The 25,439-nt window shown below is 39.7% G+C and carries 24 protein-coding genes; 8 read left to right on the forward strand and 16 right to left on the reverse strand.

The window, feature by feature from the left end:
* Window positions 1-128 precede the first annotated feature (128 nt).
* Entirely contained in the window at window positions 129-488 is a 360-nt protein-coding gene (locus AWW68_RS20000) for a hypothetical protein (RefSeq protein ID WP_068224418.1), read from the forward strand.
* Between the two features lie 84 nt (window positions 489-572).
* On the forward strand, window positions 573-1,433 hold the full coding sequence (locus AWW68_RS17760; protein ID WP_068224420.1) for a hypothetical protein: 861 nt from the start codon (window positions 573-575) through the stop codon (window positions 1,431-1,433).
* An 87-nt stretch (window positions 1,434-1,520) separates the two neighbouring features.
* On the opposite strand, the gene AWW68_RS17765 is transcribed toward AWW68_RS17760, so the two are convergent.
* From AWW68_RS17765 to AWW68_RS17775, 3 genes are all read right to left on the reverse strand, one after another.
* Window positions 1,521-4,073, reverse strand: a complete 2,553-nt coding sequence (locus AWW68_RS17765; RefSeq protein ID WP_068224423.1) for a M14 family zinc carboxypeptidase — start codon at window positions 4,071-4,073, stop codon at window positions 1,521-1,523.
* 95 nt (window positions 4,074-4,168) lie between these two features.
* Window positions 4,169-5,098: a carbon-nitrogen hydrolase family protein gene (locus AWW68_RS17770; protein ID WP_068224426.1), complete on the reverse strand. Its 930-nt coding sequence runs from the start codon at window positions 5,096-5,098 to the stop codon at window positions 4,169-4,171.
* 27 nt (window positions 5,099-5,125) lie between these two features.
* Window positions 5,126-5,326, reverse strand: a complete 201-nt coding sequence (locus AWW68_RS17775; protein ID WP_068224428.1) for a hypothetical protein — start codon at window positions 5,324-5,326, stop codon at window positions 5,126-5,128.
* Between the two features lie 134 nt (window positions 5,327-5,460).
* On the opposite strand from AWW68_RS17775, the gene rluF reads away from it, so the two are divergent.
* Window positions 5,461-6,192: a 23S rRNA pseudouridine(2604) synthase RluF gene (gene rluF / locus AWW68_RS17780; protein WP_068224430.1), complete on the forward strand. Its 732-nt coding sequence runs from the start codon at window positions 5,461-5,463 to the stop codon at window positions 6,190-6,192.
* Window positions 6,193-6,201: 9 nt separating this feature from the next.
* Here rluF and AWW68_RS17785 read toward each other — a convergent pair whose 3' ends face one another.
* Window positions 6,202-7,230 carry an alpha/beta hydrolase gene (locus tag AWW68_RS17785; protein ID WP_068224433.1) on the reverse strand — a complete coding sequence of 343 codons (1,029 nt, stop codon included), beginning with the start codon at window positions 7,228-7,230 and terminating at the stop codon, window positions 6,202-6,204.
* 77 nt (window positions 7,231-7,307) lie between these two features.
* Here AWW68_RS17785 and AWW68_RS17790 point away from each other — a divergent pair, with 77 nt between their 5' ends.
* Both AWW68_RS17790 and AWW68_RS17795 read left to right on the forward strand, forming a co-directional pair.
* Window positions 7,308-8,057 (forward strand): NUDIX hydrolase, encoded by a 750-nt coding sequence (locus AWW68_RS17790; protein ID WP_068224436.1) that lies wholly within the window; start codon window positions 7,308-7,310, stop codon window positions 8,055-8,057.
* A gap of 32 nt (window positions 8,058-8,089) precedes the next feature.
* Window positions 8,090-8,611 (forward strand): DUF1697 domain-containing protein, encoded by a 522-nt coding sequence (locus tag AWW68_RS17795; protein WP_068224438.1) that lies wholly within the window; start codon window positions 8,090-8,092, stop codon window positions 8,609-8,611.
* A 423-nt stretch (window positions 8,612-9,034) separates the two neighbouring features.
* Here AWW68_RS17795 and AWW68_RS17800 read toward each other — a convergent pair whose 3' ends face one another.
* Window positions 9,035-9,199: a DUF1328 family protein gene (locus AWW68_RS17800; RefSeq protein ID WP_084375757.1), complete on the reverse strand. Its 165-nt coding sequence runs from the start codon at window positions 9,197-9,199 to the stop codon at window positions 9,035-9,037.
* A gap of 342 nt (window positions 9,200-9,541) precedes the next feature.
* Between AWW68_RS17800 and AWW68_RS17805 the strand changes: the two genes are divergently transcribed.
* The gene (locus AWW68_RS17805; RefSeq protein ID WP_068224442.1) at window positions 9,542-10,063 is read left to right on the forward strand and encodes a hypothetical protein; all 522 of its coding nucleotides are present in this window, start codon (window positions 9,542-9,544) and stop codon (window positions 10,061-10,063) included.
* 1 nt (window position 10,064) lies between these two features.
* Here AWW68_RS17805 and AWW68_RS17810 read toward each other — a convergent pair whose 3' ends face one another.
* Window positions 10,065-10,898 carry a DUF3667 domain-containing protein gene (locus tag AWW68_RS17810; protein WP_068224444.1) on the reverse strand — a complete coding sequence of 278 codons (834 nt, stop codon included), beginning with the start codon at window positions 10,896-10,898 and terminating at the stop codon, window positions 10,065-10,067.
* Window positions 10,899-10,984: 86 nt separating this feature from the next.
* The gene (locus AWW68_RS17815; RefSeq protein ID WP_068224446.1) at window positions 10,985-13,213 is read right to left on the reverse strand and encodes a Tex family protein; all 2,229 of its coding nucleotides are present in this window, start codon (window positions 13,211-13,213) and stop codon (window positions 10,985-10,987) included.
* Between the two features lie 36 nt (window positions 13,214-13,249).
* On the opposite strand from AWW68_RS17815, the gene AWW68_RS17820 reads away from it, so the two are divergent.
* Window positions 13,250-13,861 carry a pyridoxamine 5'-phosphate oxidase family protein gene (locus tag AWW68_RS17820; RefSeq protein ID WP_245660266.1) on the forward strand — a complete coding sequence of 204 codons (612 nt, stop codon included), beginning with the start codon at window positions 13,250-13,252 and terminating at the stop codon, window positions 13,859-13,861.
* Window positions 13,862-14,637: 776 nt separating this feature from the next.
* Here AWW68_RS17820 and AWW68_RS17825 read toward each other — a convergent pair.
* From AWW68_RS17825 to cmk, 9 genes are all read right to left on the reverse strand, one after another.
* Entirely contained in the window at window positions 14,638-15,756 is a 1,119-nt protein-coding gene (locus AWW68_RS17825) for an AEC family transporter (protein ID WP_068224448.1), read from the reverse strand.
* 19 nt (window positions 15,757-15,775) lie between these two features.
* Window positions 15,776-16,957 carry a pyridoxal phosphate-dependent aminotransferase gene (locus AWW68_RS17830; RefSeq protein ID WP_068224451.1) on the reverse strand — a complete coding sequence of 394 codons (1,182 nt, stop codon included), beginning with the start codon at window positions 16,955-16,957 and terminating at the stop codon, window positions 15,776-15,778.
* A 342-nt stretch (window positions 16,958-17,299) separates the two neighbouring features.
* Window positions 17,300-17,911: an NADH:ubiquinone reductase (Na(+)-transporting) subunit E gene (nqrE, locus tag AWW68_RS17835; protein WP_068224453.1), complete on the reverse strand. Its 612-nt coding sequence runs from the start codon at window positions 17,909-17,911 to the stop codon at window positions 17,300-17,302.
* 12 nt (window positions 17,912-17,923) lie between these two features.
* Window positions 17,924-18,589 carry an NADH:ubiquinone reductase (Na(+)-transporting) subunit D gene (locus AWW68_RS17840; RefSeq protein WP_068224455.1) on the reverse strand — a complete coding sequence of 222 codons (666 nt, stop codon included), beginning with the start codon at window positions 18,587-18,589 and terminating at the stop codon, window positions 17,924-17,926.
* A gap of 5 nt (window positions 18,590-18,594) precedes the next feature.
* A complete protein-coding gene (gene nqrC, locus AWW68_RS17845; RefSeq protein ID WP_068224458.1) occupies window positions 18,595-19,374 on the reverse strand; it encodes an NADH:ubiquinone reductase (Na(+)-transporting) subunit C in 780 nt (259 codons plus the stop codon).
* On the reverse strand, window positions 19,361-20,581 hold the full coding sequence (locus AWW68_RS17850; RefSeq protein WP_068224461.1) for an NADH:ubiquinone reductase (Na(+)-transporting) subunit B: 1,221 nt from the start codon (window positions 20,579-20,581) through the stop codon (window positions 19,361-19,363). The genes nqrC and AWW68_RS17850 overlap by 14 nt, the downstream gene beginning before the upstream one ends.
* Window positions 20,582-20,586: 5 nt before the next feature.
* Window positions 20,587-21,954 carry a Na(+)-translocating NADH-quinone reductase subunit A gene (locus AWW68_RS17855; RefSeq protein WP_068224462.1) on the reverse strand — a complete coding sequence of 456 codons (1,368 nt, stop codon included), beginning with the start codon at window positions 21,952-21,954 and terminating at the stop codon, window positions 20,587-20,589.
* A 140-nt stretch (window positions 21,955-22,094) separates the two neighbouring features.
* Entirely contained in the window at window positions 22,095-22,988 is an 894-nt protein-coding gene (locus AWW68_RS17860; RefSeq protein WP_068224465.1) for a 4-hydroxy-3-methylbut-2-enyl diphosphate reductase, read from the reverse strand.
* A 9-nt stretch (window positions 22,989-22,997) separates the two neighbouring features.
* On the reverse strand, window positions 22,998-23,681 hold the full coding sequence (cmk, locus tag AWW68_RS17865; RefSeq protein WP_068224467.1) for a (d)CMP kinase: 684 nt from the start codon (window positions 23,679-23,681) through the stop codon (window positions 22,998-23,000).
* Between the two features lie 84 nt (window positions 23,682-23,765).
* On the opposite strand from cmk, the gene ade reads away from it, so the two are divergent.
* Entirely contained in the window at window positions 23,766-25,391 is a 1,626-nt protein-coding gene (gene ade, locus AWW68_RS17870) for an adenine deaminase (protein WP_068224469.1), read from the forward strand.
* Window positions 25,392-25,439: the final 48 nt, after the last annotated feature.

The following is a 25,439-nucleotide window of genomic DNA, read 5'->3' on the forward strand; positions in this document are numbered from 1 at the left end:
CCCCAGCAATTGCTGGGGTTTCTTTTTATACCATTCTTACAACCTATGTACTTTTGATAGAGAACAAGGTCATTTTCGCTCCAGAAACTCCTATTATTGGGCAAGTAAATTGAAGCGAACTATTTTTTATGACTAGATTCTTATCCCTCCTCACCGTATCTCTTTTAACACTTGGCTCACTATATGGTCAAAAAAAGGACTTGAGATATAACCTCAACGATGACGGCAGTCAGTACATCAAAGCCACTTTTCTTAACCAGACCTGGGTTCGATGGACTCAAAATAACCCGGGCGCTTTGGTAGATGGTTATTTAGAAGACAACACTTTTGATATTGGCCTAAGAAGAACCAGAATTCAACTTTTTGGAAAAATATCTGATAGAGTATTTGTCTACACACAGTTCGGCACAAACAACCTTAGCTACATTGGCGAAAGAAAGCAGGGTCTGTTCTTTCACGATGCTATTGGAGAAATAGAATTGGCCTAAGACAAGCTTTCAGTTGGCACCGGGCTCACTGGCTGGGTGGGCTTTCTTAGGTACTCCTCTCCTTCAATAGGCAGCTTGCTTACTATGGATGCTCCACTTTATCAACAAGCAACTAACGATGTAAGCGATCAGTTTGTAAGAAAGTATAGTATCTATGCTAAAGGCAAATTAGGGAAGCTAGATTATAGAGTTGCCCTATCTAAACCCATGAGCATTTCAGCCTCGTCAGTCCAAAGTGCAGTTATCGGCCCTAATTCACTGTTTTCTAACGAACCAGCAAACCTCCAAACACAAGGATACTTCAAGTATGAATTTTTGGACTCAGAGTCTAACCTTACGCCTTATAATACAGGCTCATACTTAGGGTCTAAAAATGTCTTCAACATTGGTGCAGGCTTCATTTATCAGAAGGATGCCATGTGGCACACAGAGAACAACGGGGCTGATATTGTAAGAGAAAACTTAGCACTTTTTGGCGTAGATGTATTTTACGACCGTGTGCTTGACGCCTCTAAAAACACTGCCATTACAGCATATGCAGCAATCAGTTCGAACGATTATGGGAAAAACTATGTAAGAAACTTAGGGGTTATGAACCCTGCCAATGGTGGCGGAAGCTCATTTAATGGCTCAGGTAATTCTTTCCCTATCAATGGCACCGGTACACTTAGTTACTTTCAGTTGGGCTATCTATTGAAGAATAATTTACTCGGAGAAATGGGAACCCTCCAGCCCTATGTTGCCTCACAAATCGCTAGTTTGGATTTACTTAATGATACCATGACCATGTATGAATTTGGCATGAACTGGTTAATAAAGGGGCATGCTACCAAGGTCTCTTTAAACTACCAAAGTAGGCCTGTCTTCAACTTTAACAATACCAACGATTTAGTTTCTACAGATAGAAGAGGAATGACTGTTCTTCAACTGCAAGTATCTATATAATAAAACAAGAAAGAGGCTGCTTCAAAGCTTATTCCGTGCACGGTCTAAACTTTAAAGCAGCCTCTTCATTTTATAAAAGGCCTAGTCTTACCTAGCCATATTCCCTAAGAAAATCGCATTTAGGAATAGCTTATTGGTTCCGTACCACATACCTCTGAAGTTTGGGTTATCCGCGAATAGAATCACATTCCCTCTGCCCATTCCACTAGTAATTAAAGAGGCTGTTCCTCCTAGTGCCGCTAGGTTCTCTTTGTTGACATAGCCACTTAAGAGAGGATTATCCGCATACTTTACTACCGTATTGAAAGGACTGCTACTAGGAGCCATGAAAATGGAGTGGTTTCTGTAAACCGGCAATTCTCTACTGGTATATCCGAAAGCAAGTGGGTGAGTAATATCCACATCGGTCATGTACATTGAACCACCAATAGCATTTGACCCATAGAAGTCTCTAGACGTTACGTAGTCCATTCTTTCAGGCGTTTCTCGCTGAGGTCTATCTGCAAACTTTCCATTCACAAACTTGGAAGAAATAGCCCAGCTAGTAGCATTTCTGAGCGTAATCATAGTGCCTCCGTCTCTCACCCATTGTTTAATTCTATCTATAGTATTTTCTCCTAAAGATGAATAATAACCAGAAGGTAGAATCAGGGTATTGTAATCGCTCCAGTTAATTCGCCCAACATTATCAGTCCAGACTTTGGTAATAGGCATACCCACCTTAGAATCTAGCAAGTGCCACACTTCGCCAGCCTCATAACTGCTTGTTCCTGGACCAATAAGCATTAGCAGTTTAGGCTTTCTTATTGTCTGGAAGTTTCCACTCCCTAAATCTATTCCTGAAGTACTATAGCCTGTAGTGACAGGGTAAGCCAATATACCTGCTAACTCTGTTGCCTCATCTACATAGGCCCTCACCAATTCTGAACTAACCTCTTGTCTTCGAACCGGAATCATTAATGTACCGTATCCAAATTCTTGAACTCCTTTAGGAGTTTCTATGCTGAAAGGTTTGAATGCTGAATTAACATAAAGCCCTTTTTCTAGCAAGTAGTTAAGCGCTTTAGGGGCAAAATATTCATCCCATTCAATTAAATAAGCATATTCTGACTTACCTACGCTTTCGTAGCTACCTTTTAAATCGTCACGTTGGAGTTCTACTCCATTCAATTGATTCTTACCAACATATCTTTCATAAGGCATATTGTAGCTCAGTGCAGCTGTCCAAGCAGAGGCATCATAGAAAATACTATCATAGAAGGTGGTCACTTTCTCAAACATTGTTCTCACCATTCTGTATTGCTTCTGAGCGTTAGGAACATAGAATGCACTACCAGCTTTAAAGTTCTTATCACCCAAAGAGATATCTTCATTTAAGGCCAAAGTCTTGATTTTATGGCGAAGCAAAAGGTCTAAAAATGCCTCATTTCTACCGTTATCTGATGGGTCTCCAAAAACCCAGCCTCCACCAGCTTGAGCGCCTTCACTTTTAGCTGACTCAAAGTAATTTTCCATGTGAGCCAACAAGGTATTCTTCTCTGCTACAGCTGCCCTTACCGTGGCCATACTTGAGGTTAAATGATTCTTAATGGTAAAGGCAAAAGCTACTTTACCCATTCTTGAATCTTGCAAATGACCTCTAGAGCTCGCTTGTTCGAACACCAAACCTAATGCACCATGAATATCAGGATAGGTAGAACCATAGCCAGGATAACTATTGTCATAGCTTTCTTTGGTGAAATAGAGAGAACCAATTTCGTCTAGAGCTTCATGGAAATAGCCTGCAAAAAGATTATTCAACCCATCATAATTATCTCTCGGTACTACAGGATTCTCCGACCCAAAAGGTTTTGTGGGTTCAAAGAAGTAAGTAGAGTTGGTTCCCATTTCATGAAAATCTGTCACCACATTAGGATACCACTTGTGATAAAAATCAATTCTGGCCTGACTTTCTACATGAGCTAATGGTAGCCAGTCGCGATTCAAATCATACCAATAATGGTTTGTTCTACCACCAGGCCACATTTCGTTATGCTCTGCATCTGTAGGGTCCGAAACTAGAGGGTTAGCTTTGTACGCGTTTGCCCAAGTAGAATGTCTATCCCTTCCGTCTGGATTAAAGTTTGGGTCAATCATTATCACAGCTTCATCCAACGCGGTGGTTACCTCATTATGTAAGCCTGCTACATAATAGTAAGCCGCTAACAATGCCGCTTCAGAACTTGAAGGCTCATTACCGTGAACATTATACCCCAACAACACAACAGACTTATGATCTGCATAATCCCCAACGTGCTTATCTGGGTCTACCAATTGTAGGTGATCTTTTCTAATCGACTCAAGGTTTTCGATATTGCTAGGAGCAGACACAGTAAGCACCACTAGCTTACGGTGTTCGTAAGTTTCACCAATTATCTCAAACTTGGCTCTTTCAGATTTACTTGCCAGTTCTTTCATGTACCCTACTATGGCATCGTGCCGAGTATGGAGCGTTCCAATAGGGTAGCCTAAATACTCTTCGGGTGTAGGAATGTTCGGGTCAAAGCGAGAACCCTCGGGAAAAAAGTAATCAGATTGAGCAGTAGCTTGTGAGAGCATAAGCATCATCAGCAAGCCAGATAAGAGGTGTTTGAATTTCATAATTAGTAGTTATCGGTTGAACCGCTATTGGCACATTGTTTTCAGCAAGGAATTGGCCTTCTGAGGCAAAGTAAATTCACCAAATCACATCCTTATCAATCGTCTACATGTTTGATAGCGGGCATATTCTTGACTGTTAAGTTAAACAAATCAGGGCGATGATAATGACCAATTGGGTCGAAGTCTAACTTAGCTTGTGTAACACGGTCTAAATTGATTTCAGCGGTGATTATTCCCTCCTCATCCCATAGTGGCCCAGCAAGAACTTCACCTAAAGGATCTATAATCACCGAGCCTCCACGGCTCATTACTTCAGGCTGATCGGAAAGCGCTGCCTGAAGTTCTGCAGGATACATTGACTTTTGTACAAACTGATTGCTGGCTAGAACAAAACATCTACCTTCTAGTGCAATATGTTTCATGGTGGCTTGCCAGTTTTCTCTGGCATCGGCAGTGGGTGCTAAATATAGCTGAACCCCTTTCTGATACATGGCCATCCGGGCCATGGGCATGTAATTCTCCCAACAAATTAGGCCTCCAATATTTCCGTAGACGGTTTTAAAAGTGCTGAGTGTAGAACCATCGTCTTCACCCCAAATCACTCTCTCCTGACCGGTAGGTTTAGTTTTACGATGTTTCCCTATGAATTCACCATGAGGAGAAAAATAAAAGAGGCTACAATAAAGCGTACCAGAGATAGTATCTTTTTCATTGACGCCAATGACTAAGAATACTTGTGCCTTTTTAGCTAACTCAGCCAGTCTATTGCATGCTTGGTCTCCTTCAGCAACTGAAGAATCCCAATATTTCTGCCATAGTAACCTACCTTGATCGGTTCTACTCCCTACTACTGTTCCAAAGTTCAACCCCCTAGGGTAAACCGATAAAAAAGCTTCTGGAAAGAGTACTAACTTAGCACCTCTTTGGGCTGAGTCATTCACCAACGACTCAACCTTCTGAAGTGTGGTTTCTAGATCGAATAATACTGGTGCTGCCTGCACTACTGCTACTTGATAAGTACTCATACAGGAAGGTAAGCAGAATTATGGAACCTACTTCTTCTTAGCTAAAAGTCCGATTAACAAGGCTACTAAGCCAAGACCAATAGTGATATATGCATTGTCATTATCCTGTGCCGATGCCTCGGCAATTCCAATGTCTATAGATGCTTCTGGAGTCACTAACAAATACCCTCCATATCCTAAAAGGGCAACTCCAACAATAATTAAAATGGTTTTAATAAGGCTATTCATGGTTCAGTTTATGGTTAAAAAATCTACAGACATATAAACCAACCAATGTGGCATTTGTTCTTAATGGAAGGCAAGCCCACACAAGTAACCGTTTCAACAGCACTGATTCCGAAGAGATCAATAACTTTGCAGTAATGTCAGAATCGAAGACTGTAAGAATAAACAAATACCTCAGTGAGGTGGGCTATTGCTCTAGGCGTGCTGCCGACAAGCTTCTGGAACAAGGTAGAATTACCATTAACGGAAAAGTACCAGAATTAGGCACCAAAATAAGTGAAGGTGATGAAGTTAGGGTTGATGGAAAACTTATTTCTAACCCAGAAGAAGAGCATGTTTACATCGCTTTCAACAAACCTGTTGGCATAGTATGTACTACAGATACTCGGGTTGAAAAAGACAATATCATTGATTACATCAACCATGAAAAGCGGATTTTTCCAATAGGCCGATTAGACAAACCCAGTGAAGGCCTCATTCTGCTTACCAGTGATGGTGACATTGTAAATAAAATACTTCGAGCCCGCAACCATCATGAAAAGGAATACATAGTAGATGTGAATAAGCCCATCACTGATGAATTCATTAGAAGGATGAGTAATGGAGTACCTATTTTAGATCAGGTTACACGAAAATGTAAGGTTGAAAGAATCAGTAAGTTCAAGTTCAAGATTATTCTTACTCAAGGACTTAACCGTCAAATTAGACGTATGTGCGAGTATTTAGGCTACGAGGTTTATAAACTCAAGCGTGTTCGCATTATGAACATACACTTAGACTTGAAAGTAGGACAATGGCGAGACCTTACTCCAAAGGAGTTACAGCAGATCAATTCTATGGTAGAAAGCTCTGCTAAAACTCACGATTGAAATTAAAGCTTAGTAAAAGACCTCATTCAGAAACGTAATCATTCTATTTAACGGTTCAATAGCATCTTTCTCAAAGCTATTTCCTAAAAACTCGTTAGACCCAGAATCTAAATAAGCATGATTTCTGCCCTGATATAACCAGAATTGACCTGGCTGACCTTGTGCCTTCAGCTTGTCAAAATATGCTTTTACAGCTACAGGAGGCGTGGTTGAATCTTCACTACCAACATGAAAAAACTGAGGTGGTAATTGTCTTTCATCAGCAGAAGGAATAAGGTAAATGGGGCTTACGGCCCTGTACATTGCGGCATTATCTTCTACGTTAAACTTATTACCAAAAAGCCCTCTTGCCTTAGCTCCCCCCATTTGCCAAAAAAAGTTCGATTCCTTTTCAAAGCCACCTTGAGCAGCAGCTAGCATGTCAAAGGCTCCATAGCTTGGTATGGCAGCCTGTACCTTTAGGCCTTCATCTTCAGCTACTTGTTCTGCCGTTTTACCTGCCGGTAAATAGCTCGGGTTGAATCCATAAGGTTCTTGGGCGAATCCAGACGATTTAAGATTATGTCCAGCCAGAACAACCATTTCAGTCAAATGACCTCCAGCACTATCACCGGTAACGGCTACGCGATTTGGATCACCTCCATATTGCTCAATGTGGTCTTTAACCCATAGTACCGCACCAAATACATCTTCTACAATTTCATTAATGGTAACTGTATTGTTCTGATCACCAAGAAGTCTATAGTTAATGTTGGCCACTACATATTCGGCATTACCAGAGACATATTCCGACATCTGATTCATGATTGAATTATCGTTAATAAGCCATCCGCCTCCATGAATTATAATTAGAACAGGATAACTATTTCTACCCGTTTGAGGAGTATAGATATCCATAGTAAGGTCAAAACCCTCAGGAGAAGCAAACACTACATCCTTATTTACTTCTACCTGATGTTTCTGTGGTGTTTGCCCCATTAACGAGACAGTATTGGCCATTACGGCACAAATCACCAGAATAATATAAGCGCGTTTCATATAATTTTCTTAGTGTCAATAAGACACTAAGATATAATACATTTGATTAACTTTGGAATCAGTTCCTAATTTTCTGAATGGCTAACCTAAACACTGACCTCCTAACTCCTTCTGTAGCAATTGATTGTGTGGTTTTCGGGTTTCATGAAAACGAACTCAAGGTATTGTTGCTAAAGCTCAAGAATATAGATTTATGGGCCTTGCCTGGAGGTTTTGTTCATAAGCATGTAGATATAGAAACGGAGGCTCACAATGCTCTAGAGCTTCGGACAGGCTTAGACAATATTTTTCTGAAGCAGTTTCACACCTTCGGATCAATTGAGCGCAATGACACTGATCACAATAAAATGTTGGTAGACAAAAAAGTTATACCAGAAGAATGGTTTCCTTGGTTTAACCAGCGATTTATTTCCATTGGTTTTTACGCATTGGTTGAATACTCTCAAGTGAAGGAACCTATTCCCGGGCCAATATCTGAGGCATGCGAGTGGTGCTCAGTCAATGACCTCCCTCCCCTTATGTTAGATCATGAACATATTCTTACCGTAGCTCATGAAACACTTAAAAAAGAACTCAACAACCAACCTATTGGTCTAAACTTACTTCCAAAACGATTCACTATACCAGAATTACAGTCGTTATACGAAACCATTTTGGGCAAAAAATTAGACAGGCGAAACTTCAGAAGAAAGGTGATGAGCTTTGGTATTTTGGTCTGTACCAATGAAAGAAGAACTGGTGTGGCACACAAAGCTCCTTTACTCTATGAATTTGATGAGGCCAGTTACATCAAAGCTAATGAAGCTGGCTTAAGTAGCGGTTGGTAGTCTTTTAACTTTAATCGTTAACTTTTACCCTTATGAAAATCTGGATTGTACTTCTTAGAGGCATTAATGTTGGTGGCTACCACATAGTACCCATGAAAGAACTGAGACAACTCTTAGAAAATAATGGTTTTGAAAAAGTGGCTACGTACATTCAAAGCGGAAATATTGTTTGTAGCTACCCAACTAACCCAAGTCACAAAATAAGTACTCTAATAGAGCAAAAGTTTGGATTTAAACCTTCTATTTTCGCTTTAACAGTTGAGAACCTAATGTCGGTAATTGAAAACAATCCCTACCCGGGAGATGGAGGTAAAATGGTACATTTCTTCTTTTTTCATAGTTCTCCTTCATCTGTCGACTATAATACACTAGATGATGTAAAGGCCAAAAACGAGCATTACCAGTTGATTGATAATGTACTCTACCTACATGCTCCAGACGGCATTGGCCGATCTAAAATGGTTGACAAAATCCCAAAAGCCTTCGCAAAGGCAGAAATGACAGCCCGAAACCTAAATACAATCAATAAGCTGGCCGAAATGGTGGAAGAATAAGCCTCATGGCTAAGATCACCTGCTAGAATTTCATAATTGATGTCTTCCATATAGCTGCAATCTCTACTAACTCAACTCTTATAGCCCACCATAAGAGACTATGCAAAATGGGAAGAACAGAAGACTATACAGGTTATACAATAGACCAAATCATTCCATAAAAGACAACATACGTCTGATCGGTTAGATCTGAAACATAGCGTTGCATCCTCCATTCTCTTATACAGTCCGAACTTTTGCCTTTACACTAACCTGAATTAGAGATTCTAAGGCAATCCTTAAACCTGTTTGACGCAGCGGTAATAAGCTATATGATACTACTTTTTTATAAGTCATCTCTCTCTTAAGAGTTCCATAAAAGCAACGTGCACCTTGGTTTCAAGGTGCACGTTGCTTATTTATGACTGTATGGTAATATTTTATCTAACTCCTGCTGGCCGCTCCTCTGATCAATGAAATCACTAGAAGTACAAGGAATACGAAGAAGACAATTTTGGCAATTGATGCCGCACCTGCCGCAATTCCTCCGAATCCTAAAATGGCTGCGATTACTGCTATAATTAAGAAGGTTAATGTCCAACGTAACATGATGATAAATTTTTGGTTAATAATAATTTCATCTGATAATGAGAAAGAACCGTTCCATGAAAACCAGAAATACACAACACACTGATTAACAGTTAATTAAAAACAAACAGATTGAACTAAAAAATACTGAATTGAGAAAAACACTCTCAATTAGAAAAAAATCTGGTCAGAACATGAATATTCTTAACTGGATGAACGCATTACTCTACTAAACACAGAGTCAATCGATAGGCAAAATACCTATAACTACCTAACAGTCAATATTTAACGATTACATAATTTACGTTTTCATTGAATGAGAGGAGAAAAATATCTACTTTCATCGTACTCAACCTGTGAATTATGAACAATCAGACTGTCAGACAATTCACACACATAATTTTGGCCAGTCAGCTAGTTGTTTTCAGCGTCTTATATTGGAACTCCCTTGAGCGCGGAAAAACCCTTGAAGACTTACTACCTAAGGAGATACAAGAAGTAGCCTTCAATGAAGAGCTTATGCAGTTCATGTCGACTAGGCCTAATGCCGTGGCCCAAGAGGCTGAAAACGGATCACCAAATACGTATCTGGAGCCTATGCATTCTGAGGATATTACCTCCATCATTTATTATTTTGATGCAGAACAACCCAGAATGCCTCTTTATGAAGTAGTAGTAAACTTTAAAGATGAGGTTTCTATGGAATTACATGCCAATATACTTTTAGGATCATCTAACCATACTGGAAAAGACGGTCACTCTAAAGAGTGGACCTTCGACTTGAACGGAGGGCATATACTCCATTGTTCAACTTTTGAGAATAAGATAGTATACAAAATGCTAATCTCGAACACCGAGAGAAATGCATCTAAAAGCAAACAATAGTTTAGATAACCAGCATTGTCACCAGAAAGAGAATTAACCTGTAAAAGGTAAAAATCACAAAAAATGAAAGGATGATGAAGCTCATCCTTAACAGATGATGCCACCACTTTCGACTGAACATACTAAGCGTTTTCCATAAGTATACAGCTGAAAAAAGTAATGTTCCACCTGACAGAAACCATTCTGAGAAAACAACCTGGCTAATTGCCCCAAAGGAGAAAAACCTAGAGTGAATGAGTATGAGCAGCGAAGATGGCAGGATGAACATAATAATGTAAGCCGACCAAAATTGCAGTGCCACATTAAATGCATCGGAGAGATACATTTGCCGAAAGAACACCCCATAGATTGACAGCCCCAACAACAGGACTAGCAAGATGAGTAAGAGCTTGCTTACCTCAGTAGTTTTCTGATCATAGACTACCTCTAATGTCTCAAAGCTTTCGCCTGTAACCGACATGTAACGATCTACGATTCTTTCTACCAAAACACTATACACCTGCTCATTAGCTTGAATGCGAAGAGGTGTTTTGAAAGTCTGTAAGCCAGGTATTAAGAAATATAGCAGGTTGGCAATTAAAAACAGGTTGGCCATCTTCAAATATGGCTTTCTAATACCTTCCTGATAATTGTTAGACAACCGTGCAGGATGAGCCATCATGGATATGATAGTTCTTATTACTTTACCATCTAACTGAGTGACCTGAGAAAGAGTATCCTTGAACCAGTAGCTGACAGACCTGTCTTGGATAGTAAGCCTCTTTTCACCACATAAGTGACAATAAGAACCTTTTAGAGGTGCTCCACAATTCTTACAGCAACTGTTTCCTGTCATTGAAGTTAGTTCAACCTAACCTTCAATTTACTACTTATTAGTTAATAAAGTATAGCATCAGAATAGTTGAAAAGTAAGAAGCTATCTTACCTTCCAAACTTACCTTTTAAGGCTGCTAACTTAGCCGCCATATCGGTCTCAGGCTCTCGTTGCCTTTTAGGTTTAGCGCTTTTTTTAGCCTGTGGTTTAGCTTCACCTTTCATAGATAAAGAGATGCGCTTTCTGGCTACGTCTACCTCAGTAACAGTAACCATTACCTTTTGCTGCACTGCTACCACATCTGCTGGGTTACTGATATAATGATCGGCCAATTGGCTAATATGTACCAACCCATCTTGATGCACTCCAACATCTACAAATGCACCAAAATTGGTCACATTAGTAACAATGCCCGGAATTTTCATGCCTATTCTCAGGTCTTCAATATGATTTACGCCCTCAGCGAAGCTAAATGCTTCAAATTTGTCTCGTGGGTCACGGCCTGGTTTAGCTAGTTCAGCCAGAATGTCTTTAAGAGTAGGTAAGCCAATAGTATCGGTCACATATTGCTTAAGGTCTATCTTTGCTCTTAGTGATGCATCTCTGATAAGGTCTTTAACCTCACAATTAAGGTCTTTAGCCATTTTCTTAACTAGGCTATACGCTTCAGGGTGAACAGCACTATCGTCTAATGGATTTGCTGCTCCTTTAATTCGCAAGAAACCAGCTGCTTGCTCAAATGCCTTTTCTCCTAGACGTTGAACATTCTTAATAGCTGCCCTATTGGTAAAAGGACCATTTTGATTTCTGTACTCCACTATATTCTTAGCCAATTGAGGCCCTAGACCAGCTACATAGGTGAGTAATTGCTCTGAAGCAGTATTGACCTCTACTCCAACGGCATTCACACAACTCATCACCACATCATCTAAAGAGTGCTTTAACGCAGACTGATCTACATCGTGCTGATACTGCCCTACGCCAATCGATTTAGGGTCTATTTTCACGAGTTCAGCAAGTGGATCCATCAATCTTCTGCCAATGGACACGGCCCCACGAACTGTTACGTCTTGATCTGGGAATTCATTTCTGGCAATTTCAGAAGCAGAGTAAATAGAAGCTCCGCTTTCATTGACCATCACAATTGTTACCGAAGAAGGTAAGCCTAAATTTCGAACGAAATCTTCCGTTTCTCTACTGGCCGTTCCGTTACCTATAGCAATTGCTTCAATATTATGTTTATCAACCAAATGTTTGATAACTGCTCCTGACTCTGCTACTTTCTTCTGAGGTTCGTTAGGGAAGATAGCCTCAAACTGTAGCAGCTTACCTTGAGCATCTAGACACACTACTTTACAGCCAGTTCTAAAACCAGGGTCAATTGCCAAGACTCTTTTACTTCCCAGTGGTGCCGCCATGAGGAGCTTATGCAGGTTCTTAGCGAATACATCTATTGCTTCTTCATCAGCTTTCTTTTTAGAAAGCATTCGCATCTCCGTTTCCATTGAAGTGCTCAACAATCTTTTGTAAGCATCTCTTATTGCCAACTTCACTTGTTCAGCTGCTGCGTTATTAGCAGTTATAAACTGCCGCTCCAATATGCCGATGGCTTCTTCTTCTGGAGGCAAAACATCGAGCATAAGGAAAAGCTCCGACTCTCCCCTGCGCATAGCCAAAACTCTATGCGATGGCGCATCTTTCAAGGCTTCTTCCCACTCAAAATAGTCCTTATATTTCTGACCTTCTTCTTCTTTACCAGTGTAAACCTTAGACTTAATTGTAGCATGTTGCTGAAAATACTTTCTCATCTTTTCACGAGCCTCAGCATTCTCATTTACCGTTTCAGCAATAATATCCCGAGCACCTTTTAAGGCCTCATCGGCATTAGCCACACCTTTTTCCTCATTAATATATTTAGAGGCTTCAGCTTCTACATCTAAACTAGACTGCTCTAATATGCATGTAGCCAATGGCTCTAAACCTTTTTCTCGAGCCATTGAAGCCTTAGTCTTTCTCTTAGGCTTATAGGGCAAATAAATATCTTCTAAAACCGACATGGTTTCTGCCGATTTTATTTTGGACTCAAGTTCATCTGTTAGTTTGTCTTGCTCTTCTATAGACTTAAGTATTGCATCTCTTCTTTTATCTAGCTCTTTAAGTTGTTGCAGCCTATCTCTGACAGCAGCAATTTGTACTTCATCTAAACTACCTGTTAACTCTTTTCTATATCGGGCAATGAATGGGACTGTTCCACCTTCTTCCAATAGTTTAATTGTTGCGTCTACTTGCTTATTTGCAACCGAAAGTTCTTGAGCTATAAGTTGAGAATACATCATAGGTAAAATTTTGAGCGGGCACAAAACTAAGGAAAGATGATTGTTCAAAAAGTAATTAATTTAGAAATGAAGAACATTTCTTATCCGCTTAACGATTATAAGAGCATGGCAAAATTCTATGAATCTCTAACACCTCAACAAATCGAATTCATTCAAAATCAAAAAGTGTTCTTTACCGGCACGGCTGCTGCATCAGGCAGGGTTAATATTTCGCCAAAGGGCTTAGATTCGCTCAGGGTTATCTCACCTAGCAAAGTAGTATGGTTAAACCTGACTGGCAGTGGAAATGAGACGGCTGCACATTTGAAAGAGGTAAACCGAATGACCATAATGTTCTGTGCTTTTGAAGGAAAACCATTGATATTAAGGCTTTTCGGAACCGCCAAAACCATACATCGACAAGATGCAGAATGGGATGATCTTTACGCTCTGTTCCCAAAAGACAGTGGCGCCAGAAATATTTTTGAAGTAGAGTTAGATTCTGTTCAAACCTCATGTGGTTTCGCAGTTCCATTAATGGACTTCAAGGAAGAAAGACCAATACTTAAAGAGTGGGCAAAGCAAAAGGGTGAAGATGGAATTAGAAGTTATTGGGAAGAAAAGAACCAAGTAAGCATTGACGGCTTGCCCACTGGTATTTTTGAATAATTTGGTTTTTTAGTTGATTCCATCATAAAGTTTTTTTTTTTGTCATTCAATTATTCTAAGTTGTTTAAGTAAAAAAGAAACGTATAAGACGAATGAATATCAAGAAGATAAAGTAAAAGCGTTTCGGTGTTCTTTTAGTATCCAGTATAAGACGGATAGCGAAAGTTTCGGTGGTTCTTCAAGGACTTTTTATTAATAGTAAGGGAAGAAAACCAACCTTACATATAACTATGACATGGAATCAATTGGCTTTCTAATTCAAAAATATTTGATTCTATTCCTCATTATTGGTATCGAGTTTTATTTATGTGACACTAACTCACTTGATTTTGGATTCACTCTTACCAACTGGACCGGTATCCAAAGCGCGTCCTTAAAAATCCGAAATGGATAAGAAATGTCTTTTCAGGAAGTGAATTTGTAATTATAGGGTCAGATGGACTGAATTTGCTAAAGAACAGTATCCTCCAAGTACTTAAGCCTAAATGATGGCTATATTAGTACTACTAGAAATAACACAATTGACACATCAACTAATCTAACTATTTTAATTGGCACAGTATACCAACCGATCAGATCAGATGGCTTGATTGGTATCAACATTACATCTAATACCCGTATACAAATCGACCAGCTTAGAACATGTAATTTTCGACAATAAGCTTATCTCTACATCAAAGCAAAGCGAAAAGCCCCCTCTCCAGGGGCCTTTCAGGTTGACACTACATAAAACACAATAAATCAACATGACTTTATTGAGGAATTATTTCTTTAAATCATTCTGCCTGTTCAATTAGCTTCTTGTTTTCTTCAACCTGCCAATTAAACCTGGATGAACTTAGTTTTCTAACTAATTGAACCAGTGCTACTGTACCCAGTAAAATACACCCAGAGGTGGCCGAGACCTCTGGTCTGGCAAAAAATTCACCACTAGATAGTATACCTAATATCATTAACGTTGAAATGGGCAATGATAACGCCAAAACCAAAATGGCATATTCAGTATCAAAAGTCTTTGATGAATTTTTCTCGCGCTTGCTGAACACAGACAAATGAGCAAAAGGCCAAAAGCTGCAAGAGCTTAACGGAAAAACCATCATGAGGAGGATGGTACTGGTATCCTGAACTTCTAGCAATAGAACCAAACCTGTACTTATCAATAGAGTAACTCCCGCTCTGAGCAAAAGAATATTCAAAATAGCCCAAAGACTTTCCTTTTTAAGCTTAACTGCTAAACCTATAAAGAACAGGACAAGTGGAGTCATAATGAGACTTAACCTACTGAAAGTATCTCCGATGAATACTGGTAGACTATCAAAGTTAAACCCTAATGACAACAGAGCCATAGCTATTATAATTACGAGATTGATAGGCTCCCTTACTAAAGACATAAGCAGCTCCTTGATCTTCCCTTTGGAACTTGTTTTAGCCAAAAGATGAATGCTATAAAACATATTCATCGCCATTACATAGAGAAAAATAAGTACAAAGAACTTATTGCCAACATCGGCCAAGGCAGCATCCGCAAGACTCTTCTCTCCCAGGTATTCAAGTATGAATGGAAAACAAGATAGACCAGGTGCCAAAGAAGGCAACAACAACCTTAAGGTTCTTCCTTTCGCTGAATCATTATCCACACCTACCACTTTAAGTAGCGGTGGTGTAATGAAGTATATAACAAAGTTAAAGGCTAGAGCCAGTATGGGGAAGACAAGCATGCTTGCACTCATTTCAACCCCCATTAAAGCCACAAAAATTGTTGATGGTAAGGCTATTGTTAATATGAATGACTTGATACCATTTACCTGCTCTTTGCTATTAAACTTACTCTTCAGTAAAAAGCCTAAGAGAATGAATGATAAAAAAGTGAAAGTCTTTTGTAAAGCTGGATCCATTTATCTGCTAGGCTATTAATTACTCCATTACTTTACCCAAGGCCGAAGTAAACATTTGCATCTCCTCCATTGTTCCCATACTAACTCTACACCAGGTTTTATCGTAGATCTCAAACGATCTAACACCAATACCTTGCTCAGACATTTTAGTTAAGAATGCTTTCCCTTCCATTGTCTCTTGAGGAAAAATCATGAAGCTCGTGTACGATGGGACGGGACTGAAACCCATGGTTTTCAGGGTCGATGCAGTGTACTCTCTTGCCTGTTTATTCAGATTTTTAGACTTGGCTTGAAAAGCTGTATCATCCATACTAGCTATGGCAGCATAAATTGAGGTATTGGTGATTCCCATACCGCCTCTTGTAATCTTTTGAATAGACTTTAGTGTCTCCGGCAAAGCAGCAACATAGCCAACTCTCAGACCTGCCATTCCATGAATTTTTGAAAAAGTTCTAGCGACAATGACATTCTTACCTTCATTAAGAAGTGACACCATACTTTTACCATTTTCCCCTTCAACAAAATCAAGATATGCTTCATCTATAAACACAGGCACTTTTTCAGAAACCCTCGAGCAGAAATCATAAAGCTCTTTATATCCTGTAATTGTACCGGTTGGGTTATTTGGATTACAGATATAAACCAATTTTGTGTCACTACTGATCGCTGCCTCCATAGCGTCTAAGTCGTGAGACCAGTCTTCTTTTAAGGGAACTCCCTTCCATTCAGCACCGACAGATCTCGCTACATTCATTAGCGACATATAAGAAGGGTCTGCAGATAGAACAGTACCTCCATTCATAAAAAGGACCAGTGCAAATTTCTCTAGCAAGTCAGAAGAACCAGGCCCCATCATGAGGTACTCTTTAGGAACACCTTCTTTTTCTGATATTTTGTCCATCAAAACGGAAAGTTGACCCCAGCCGTACCTATTACCTCCGACAGCAGCAGCTTTGAGAGCCTCTACAGCCTTGGGCGAAGGGCCATAAGGGTTCTCATTGGCATTCAGCTTTGCCACAATTTCTGTCGCTAATGGTACGGTATGTTCTTTAAACAGAGGTGTATATACTATTCTCTCAGCATTATCAATCAACAATGAGTTTCTTGATTCTCCCCAGCTAAGTTGAGGTAGTATGGTAGCACCACCTATGGATAGCAAACCGGTTTTTAACCATTTTCTTCTGTTTAATGAATGTGACATGATGTACTAGTTTTAGTTTGAGTTGATTCAAGGCTTATATTAAACTCAAGTTAACTAGTAAACACCTCATTTCAATACATTTCTGTACTTATATACATATTTGGTTAAAATTTAAACTGAAAACGTATGCATTTATGATTATTGGGTAAATAATGGTTCAATTTTAAACCAATTCTCCTTATAAAACAGTTATCAACCAACAGAAGACCTTACCAAACATCAATTTCAAAAATTATTAAGCTCATCTCGACACAAATACCCCCGCACTATCCGGCAAAACTTATGGACATAAAAAAAGCCCCGCAAATGCGAGGCTTTCAATATCTATAAGGTGTAAATCTATTAGATAGAGATACCCATAAAACTCATAAAGGCAATACCCATAAGTCCGGTAATAAACATTGTAATACCTAGACCTTTGAGTCCATCAGGAACATTCGAGTACTTAAGCTTTTCTCTAATTGCAGCAAGAGCAACAATAGCCAAGAAGAAACCAATACCTGAACCGAATCCAAACACAGTAGCTTCACCAATGCTATAGTCTCTTTGAGCCATGAAAAGGGATGATCCTAAAATAGCACAGTTTACAGCGATTAGCGGAAGGAAGATACCTAGTGAACCGTAAAGTGAAGGAGAAAACTTCTCGATAGTCATCTCTACTAGCTGTACCATAGCCGCAATAATTGCGATAAACATGATAAAGCGTAAGAACGAAAGATCGATAGTTGCGAAGTCAGCACCTAACCAAGCTAAAGCACCTTCTTTCAATACAAACTCATTTAGCAACCAGTTCATCGGTACTGTCATACCCAATACGAATACTACAGCTAAACCAAGACCGAAAGCAGTTGATACCTTTTTCGATACCGCTAGAAAAGAACACATACCTAAGAAGTAGGCGAAAACCATGTTCTCAATAAAGATCGACTTAATACCTAAATTCAATAAATCCATGATTTTCTAATTTTAGTGTTCTACGTAACCAGTTTTAGTTCTCTGAACCCAGATAATGAAACCAAGAACAACGAATGCTCCAACTGGTGACACCATCAAACCATTAGTCGCAAAGTTCTCAATTCCGATTGCCTCGAATACAGGGTATCCGAATACATTACCAGAACCCCAGATTTCTCTAAAGAAGGCAACTGCTAGGATAATCCACGAGTAACCCAAGCCTGAACCTAAACCATCTAATACTGAATCATAAGGCTTATTACCTAAAGCAAAAGCTTCAAGTCTACCCATTACAATACAGTTGGTAATAATCAGTCCGATAAATACGGAAAGCTCTTTGTACATATCAAAAGCATACGCTTTCAACACCTCATTAACCAAGGTTACCAAGGTTGCTACTACCGCCAGCTGTACGATAATACGTACCCTTGAAGGAATAGCTGTTCTCATCAATGAAATGATGAGGTTTGAAAATATCAATACAAAGATTACCGACAAAGCCATTACCAAAGTAGGCTTCATTTGAGTGGTAACCGCAAGTGCAGAACAGATACCTAATACCTGAATGGTAATAGGGTTATCATCATTCAGAGGGTCAGTAACGAATTTCTTTCTTCTCTTCGATAGTAAGGCTTCTTTTTCCTTTACTACCGGTGCTTCAACAGTTTCAGTACTCATTATAATTACTGGTTATTGTTTTCAACATTCATTGTCATACTCTCGTTTCTGACATTCTTCTCGAAGTAGTTTTGGTAGTAACCAAGGTAGTTCTCCAACATGGCGTTAACACCATTTGCTGTTAGAGTAGCACCAGCCATACCATCAACCTTATTTGGACCCAATGCAGACTCAGGAGTATTCTCTCCCTTTACCATTGTTACTGAAACCAAATCTCCTTGATTGTCATACAATTCCTTGCCTCTGTATCTAGCTTGAACATCGTCTGATGTAATTCTAGCACCTAGACCTGGAGTTTCTCCTTTGTGGTCGAAGCTTACTCCAATTACAGTTTCCATGTTTGGCGTAATAGCAACGTAACCCCAGATAGCATCCCAAAGACCAGCACCGAAAGTAGGCAGAATAAATGCCTGCTCACTACCGCCATTGTATTTGAATACTGGGAACAATCTGTTCTCAGGAGTTTTCTTATAATTCTTCTCAATGTTTACATTCTCTGCTACAACTGGCTCACCTTTCTCATTGGTAGTAACAATTTCACCTTGGTAATTTGTTACTTCAGAGCTGATCACCTCGCTGTATCTGCTAAGAATCTCTTCTGGAGTCATTGCTGAAAGCTTTTCTTTTTCAGCAGGAATAGCACCAAGAATTTGCTTCTTAGTATCTAAATCTTGCGCTTTCTTTTGAGCAGGCCCTAAAACCTGAGATACTCCAGATAGCAACCCTCCCAATACCACTGTTAGTATAAGGGAGAATACAATTATATAACCATTAGACTGTCGCACGGGCTAACCTCCTTTTCTTGTTTGCTTGTACTACATAGAAATCAATAAGTGGAGCGAATACGTTCATTAGAAGTACCGCCAACATAATACCTTCTGGATATGCTGGGTTTACTACTCTAATCAATACTGTTAAGGCTCCAATCAAAAGACCGTAAATCCATTTTCCTGTTTCCGTTTGCGAAGCAGATACTGGATCTGTGGCCATAAACACGGCTCCAAATGCTAAACCACCCATTACCAAGTGGTATTGAGCAGGCACATTCATAAATTCATTTGCTCCAACCATGTTGAAAACAGTACCCATAAGGAAAGCACCTGCAAATGCACTTACAATAATCTTCCAGCTACCTACACCGGTTACCACTAGAATGATAGCTCCCAAAAGAGCCATTAAAGTAGAAGTTTCTCCGATTGAACCAGGGATACCTCCTATTAACATATTCTCAAAGCTAAAGAAGCTAAAGTCTCCAAATGGGGCAGCTAAAGCACTATTGACATTAGCTAAACCTGCCGTAACTGCGTTACCAACATTAGAAGAATCATAAGCTACAGAAAGTGCAGTTGCACCACTGTAAGCATCGATTGGGGTTTCTCCAGCTAATTGAGTCCAAACTTCACCAGAAATTTGTGAAGGATAAGCAAAGTATAAGAATGCTCTGGCTGTCATGGCAACGTTCAATACGTTCATACCTGTACCACCAAAGATTTCTTTACCTACTACAACACCAAAAATTGTAGCCAAAGCAACTTGCCATAATGGAATAGTTGGAGGGACAATTAATGGAATAAGCATACCCGTAACAAGGAAACCTTCGTTAATTGGGTGTTTTCTAACTACAGCGAATACTGCCTCAATGATACCACCAGCAGCATAGGCCACCAATACAATTGGCAATACCCATCTTGCACCAAACAGCAAATTATCTACGGAGAAGAAAGAAGTTTGCTCTCCAATAGCTACATGATGCTGATAACCAACATTGAATATACCCCAAATCAAACAAGGGATCATGGCGATGACAACTGTCATCATCATTCTCTTCAAGTCTACTGCATCTCTAATCTGGGCACCTTTGTTCCCTGCAGTACTAGCAGGAGAAAACATAAAAGTTTCACCAGCCTCAAACAGGTAGTAAAACTTCTCCAGTTTACCACCCTTCTCGAACATTGGCTTCTGCTTTTCTAAGATATTATGTAAAAACTTCATTCCAATTAACCGTTTTGCATCAATTCAATCCCGTTTCTAACCATCTGTTGAACGTCATGTTTAGAAACATCTACATATTCACACAGTGCCAGATCTTCTTCAATTACCTCGTAGATACCAAGCGCTTCCATGTTATCATAATCTTCGGCCAAAATAGCTTTTAGTAGATATACAGGATATATATCCATTGGAGTAACTTTCTCAAAAACACCTGTCTCTACAAATGCTCTTGGTTCTCCGTTGGTATTAGTATCTAAAACGTACTCTTTGTTCTTTCCATTTAGGAATGAGAATAGTCCCCATGCTCTGTGGAAACTAAGCACCTCTTTTTTAGGCATTATCCATCCTAGGAAGTCTGCATGGTCTCCTTCAGGAAGAACAGAAAGCAGATTGCTATAGTAACCTAAAGCGCCATCTTTCTCTATCTTCTCTCCAGTTAAAGCATTGCCAGAGATGAATCTCACATTCTCGCTCTTCAGATTGCCTTCAACAATTTTATTAACACATGCTCCTGTGTAGGTTTTGTAGTATTGCGGCTCAGAAACTTCAGAACCTGCTACTGCTACTACTCTAGAAGCATCGTAAACACCTTTATTGAATAGTTTACCGATTTGAGCGACACCATATGGAGTTACTGTCCAAACTAAATCACCTTTTCCGATAGGATCTACGTGATGGATTTGAACACCAACATTACCTGCTGGGTGCGGGCCACTGAACTTATTATGCTGAACACCTTCAACACCGGAGAAAACAGAAGATACTTCACCGTTCAAATCGTGATTGATATGAATAGTTCCTTCAGTAAATTTCTTAAGAATTTCTATACCGGTTTTGAAAGCCTCTTCTTCACCTTTTAAGGTAAAGGCGACATCAGCAGCCAAAGGATGGGTATCAAATGCAGAAATGAAGATAGACTTTGGAGTCTCTTCTTCCTTAGCAATTACACCGTAAGGCCTTTGGATGATGTTCGGCCAAACCCCACCTTTAACCATCTGAGCAGTAGCCTCTTCTCTAGAAAGGCTCTTGATGTCAGACACGTTATAGGTTTGGAAGGTTTCGTATTGAATTTCTTTGTCGGCCAGAATTTTAATTTCGAGTAGTTTTCTCTTGGCTCCCCTCTTCACTTCGACTACTTCACCGCTAACTGGAGAGCAGACCATCACGTTTTCCTGCATTTTGTCATACAAAACAGGAGTTCCAGCCTTCACTACATCGCCTTCAGCCACCAATAGTTTTGGTCTTGTCATTCCGACAAAATCTGTGGGCTTAATAGCAAATGTATCCGAAGGAGGAGTATTCGCGATTTTCTTCTGCGCCTTCCCGGCAAGGTTGATGTCAAAGCCTTTTTTAAGCTTTACAATTTTAGACATACTGTATTGAGTTGCGAATCACTAAGGTTGATCAAAATCGAGGCAAAATTAACACTTTTGCACTCAAAAGAAAGGTTAATCTTCCCTTTTCGGTGCGCAATTTAGTCCAAAAAACTTGCTATAAAAAAGTAGATCGAAATTTATATTTCAACGGTTTCCGCAAAGTGATTTTCGATGTATTGGGCCACATTTTGCATTAGCCACATTGGTGTAGAGGTTGCTCCGCAAATTCCAACATGGTCGGAGGGTCTTATCCAGTCGAAATCTACCTCCTCTTCGTTCTCCACAAAATAGCTTCTTTCGTTCTGTTGTTTACATACTGAATAGAGCGCCTTTCCGTTAGAGCTCTTCTTTCCACTTACAAAGATTATTACATCTACTTCTTCAGAAAACTTGAGCAACTGAGGTTCTCTGTTAGACACTTGCCTGCAAATACTATCGTTTGCTGTAAAGTCAATTTCTTCTAGTTCACCTTTATGAGCCTTTATTCTTTCTTCAATCAGCTCGCGGATATGGTAAAAGCCTTTGGTGCTTTTGGTGGTTTGAGAGAAAAGAGTGACTGGCTTGCTGAAATCGATTTTATCCAGATCAGCTTCTTCCATTACAATAATGGCTTCATTATTAGTTTGACCTGTTAGACCTATTACTTCGGCATGACCAGTTTTTCCATAAATAACAATCTGGCCTCCTGCTTTCTTTATCTTATCGTAGGCAATTTTCACTCTATTCTGAAGCTTGAGCACCACAGGACAAGAAGCATCTACCAACTCTATATTATTCTCTAATGCTAACTGATAGGTTTCTGGCGGTTCGCCATGAGCACGAATTAACACCTTGGAATCCTTGATATTCTTAAGGTCGTCTCTTTCAATTATCTTGAGGCCTTTATCATTGAGGCGTTTCACCTCCATGCTGTTATGCACGATATCTCCCAAGCAGTAAAGAGAGCCCTCCTGCATTTCGTCCTCTGCCATTTGAATGGCGAATTCTACGCCAAAACAATACCCCGAATTTTGATCTATCGTTACTTGCATACACTTATTCTATTCTGCCTCAATACGTTGCAATGCCAAATCTAATACTTTTTGCACTTGCTCTTCAAACAATAAATTAGAAGTATCTACCTCTATAGCATCTTCTACTTTTATTAATGGGCTTTCATCTCTAGTGGAGTCAATTCTATCTCGCTCCTCAAGGTTTTTCATTATCTCATCAAGCGCAACTTCCTCTCCTTTTTCTCTCAACTCTGCCTGTCTCCTCTTAGCTCTCACTTCGGTAGAGGCTGTCATAAAGAGCTTCAGCTCTGCTTCTGGAAAAACAACGGAACCAATATCTCTACCGTCCATTACTACTCCTTTGTCTTTTCCCATTTGTTGCTGCTGTGCCACCATAGCCACTCTCACTTCTTTGATAGCTGCTACTTGACTAACACTCCCCGCAACTCTCATTGAACGTATCTCCTCTTCAACATTTTGTCCATTCAAAAAGGTTTCGTTTTTCTGAGATTCCTGATTATATCGAAAGTCTATTGTAATCTGTTCAAGTGCTTGAATAACAGATTCTTTAGAAGTTAAATCAACAGCTTCATTCAACACATAAAGCGTTACAGCGCGATACATGGCTCCTGTATCTATAAACTTATAGCCTAGAGTTTTGGCAACGGCCTTAGCTGTACTACTTTTTCCACAGCCCGAAAGCCCATCTATCGCAATATTGATTTTCGCCATCACAGAAATTTGGTCGCAAAGGTACAGTTCAAAGTTTTATGTTCTAAACCTTTTGTGGGAACTTAGCACCTCTAAAGCAGAAACATGAAAATATCAGGCCATATAGTTGACGTAAGAAATAGAAGGATGTTTGATGGTGAAATAACCGTACAAAACGATCGAATTATCTCTATTGAAGAAACTGAAAAAGTTGACGATCAATACATACTACCTGGATTCATAGATTCTCATGTTCATGTGGAAAGTTCCATGTTAGTGCCGTCTGAGTTTGCCCGACTAGCAGTTGTTCACGGCACCGTTTCAACCGTTTCCGACCCTCATGAGATTGGAAATGTATTGGGAGTTGAAGGGGTAGAATACATGATTGAAAATGGAAAGAAGGCGAACTTCAAGTTCAATTTTGGTGCTCCTTCTTGCGTTCCTGCAACCACTTTTGAAACTGCCGGTGCAGAAATAACTCCCGAAGAAGTTGAGTATTTGCTTAAGAAACCTGAAGTAAAATATCTGGCTGAAATGATGAATTGGCCAGGGGTTCTCTTTAAAGATGAAACGGTTTATAAAAAACTAAATATTGCCAAGGAATTAGGAAAACCTATAGATGGCCATGCACCAGGCTTGCGAGGCGAACAAGCCGAGCAATATATTAAAGCGGGCATGAGCACCGACCATGAATGCTTTACAGCCGATGAAGCCAGAGACAAGCTCAAGCACGGAATGAAAATAGCCATTCGTGAAGGCTCTGCGGCTAAGAACTTTGAGGCTCTGGTAGAACTCTTTGCCGAAGCACCAGAAATGCTCATGTTCTGCTCTGACGATAAACACCCTGATAATTTGGTTGAAGGCCATGTTGACCAATTAGTGAAAAGAGCTTTAGCCAAAGGCCATGATTTATTCGATGTGCTTACCGCTGCTTGCGTCACACCTATCGATCATTATAAATTAGATGTTGGCTCTTTGCAAAAAGGAGACTTTGCCGACTTTATTGTAGTGAACAATCTCAAAGACTTTAAAGTAAGTCACACCTATATAAATGGAATACATGTTGCCGACAACGGTAAAACCCTAATTGAGCGAGTAGAGAATGACATTATTAATCAGTTCAATTGCAACCCAATCAGCCTTACAGACATCCAGGTAAGAGCTGAGTCGAGCTCGGTTCATGTTATCGAAGCACTGGATGGTCAGCTGATTACGAACTGTTTAGAGTATCCAACAAAAACTGATAGCGAAGGCAATGCTATTTCTGATATTGAGAATGATGTGCTCAAAATGGTAGTGGTCAATCGATACAACCCTGCCCCTCCAGCCATTGCATTCATTAAAAATTTCAACCTAAAAGAAGGGGCTATCGCTTCTTCTGTAGGCCACGATTCTCATAATATTATTGCAGTGGGAGCGGATGATGAATCTATTGTAAAGGCCGTAAACTTGGTGATTGAAGCAAGCGGTGGAGTTAGTGCTGTTTCTCCTACTTCTGAAATGGTTTTACCATTACCTGTTGCTGGTATAATGTCTGCTGAAAATGGCTATGAAGTAGCCAAAAAGTACACTTTAATTGACAAAATGTCGAAGAGTTTAGGCAGCACCTTAAACTCGCCATTCATGACATTATCTTTTATGGCACTGCTTGTAATACCTAAGCTCAAGCTCAGCGACTTAGGTCTATTCGATGGAGAAAAGTTTGAGTTCAAGAGCCTCTTCAAAAAATAGCAATTCGCAACAATTTGATAATCCTTTAGTACATTCTTACTTTATAAG

It is taken from the genome of Roseivirga spongicola, assembly GCF_001592965.1.
Taxonomy (GTDB): domain Bacteria; phylum Bacteroidota; class Bacteroidia; order Cytophagales; family Cyclobacteriaceae; genus Roseivirga; species Roseivirga spongicola.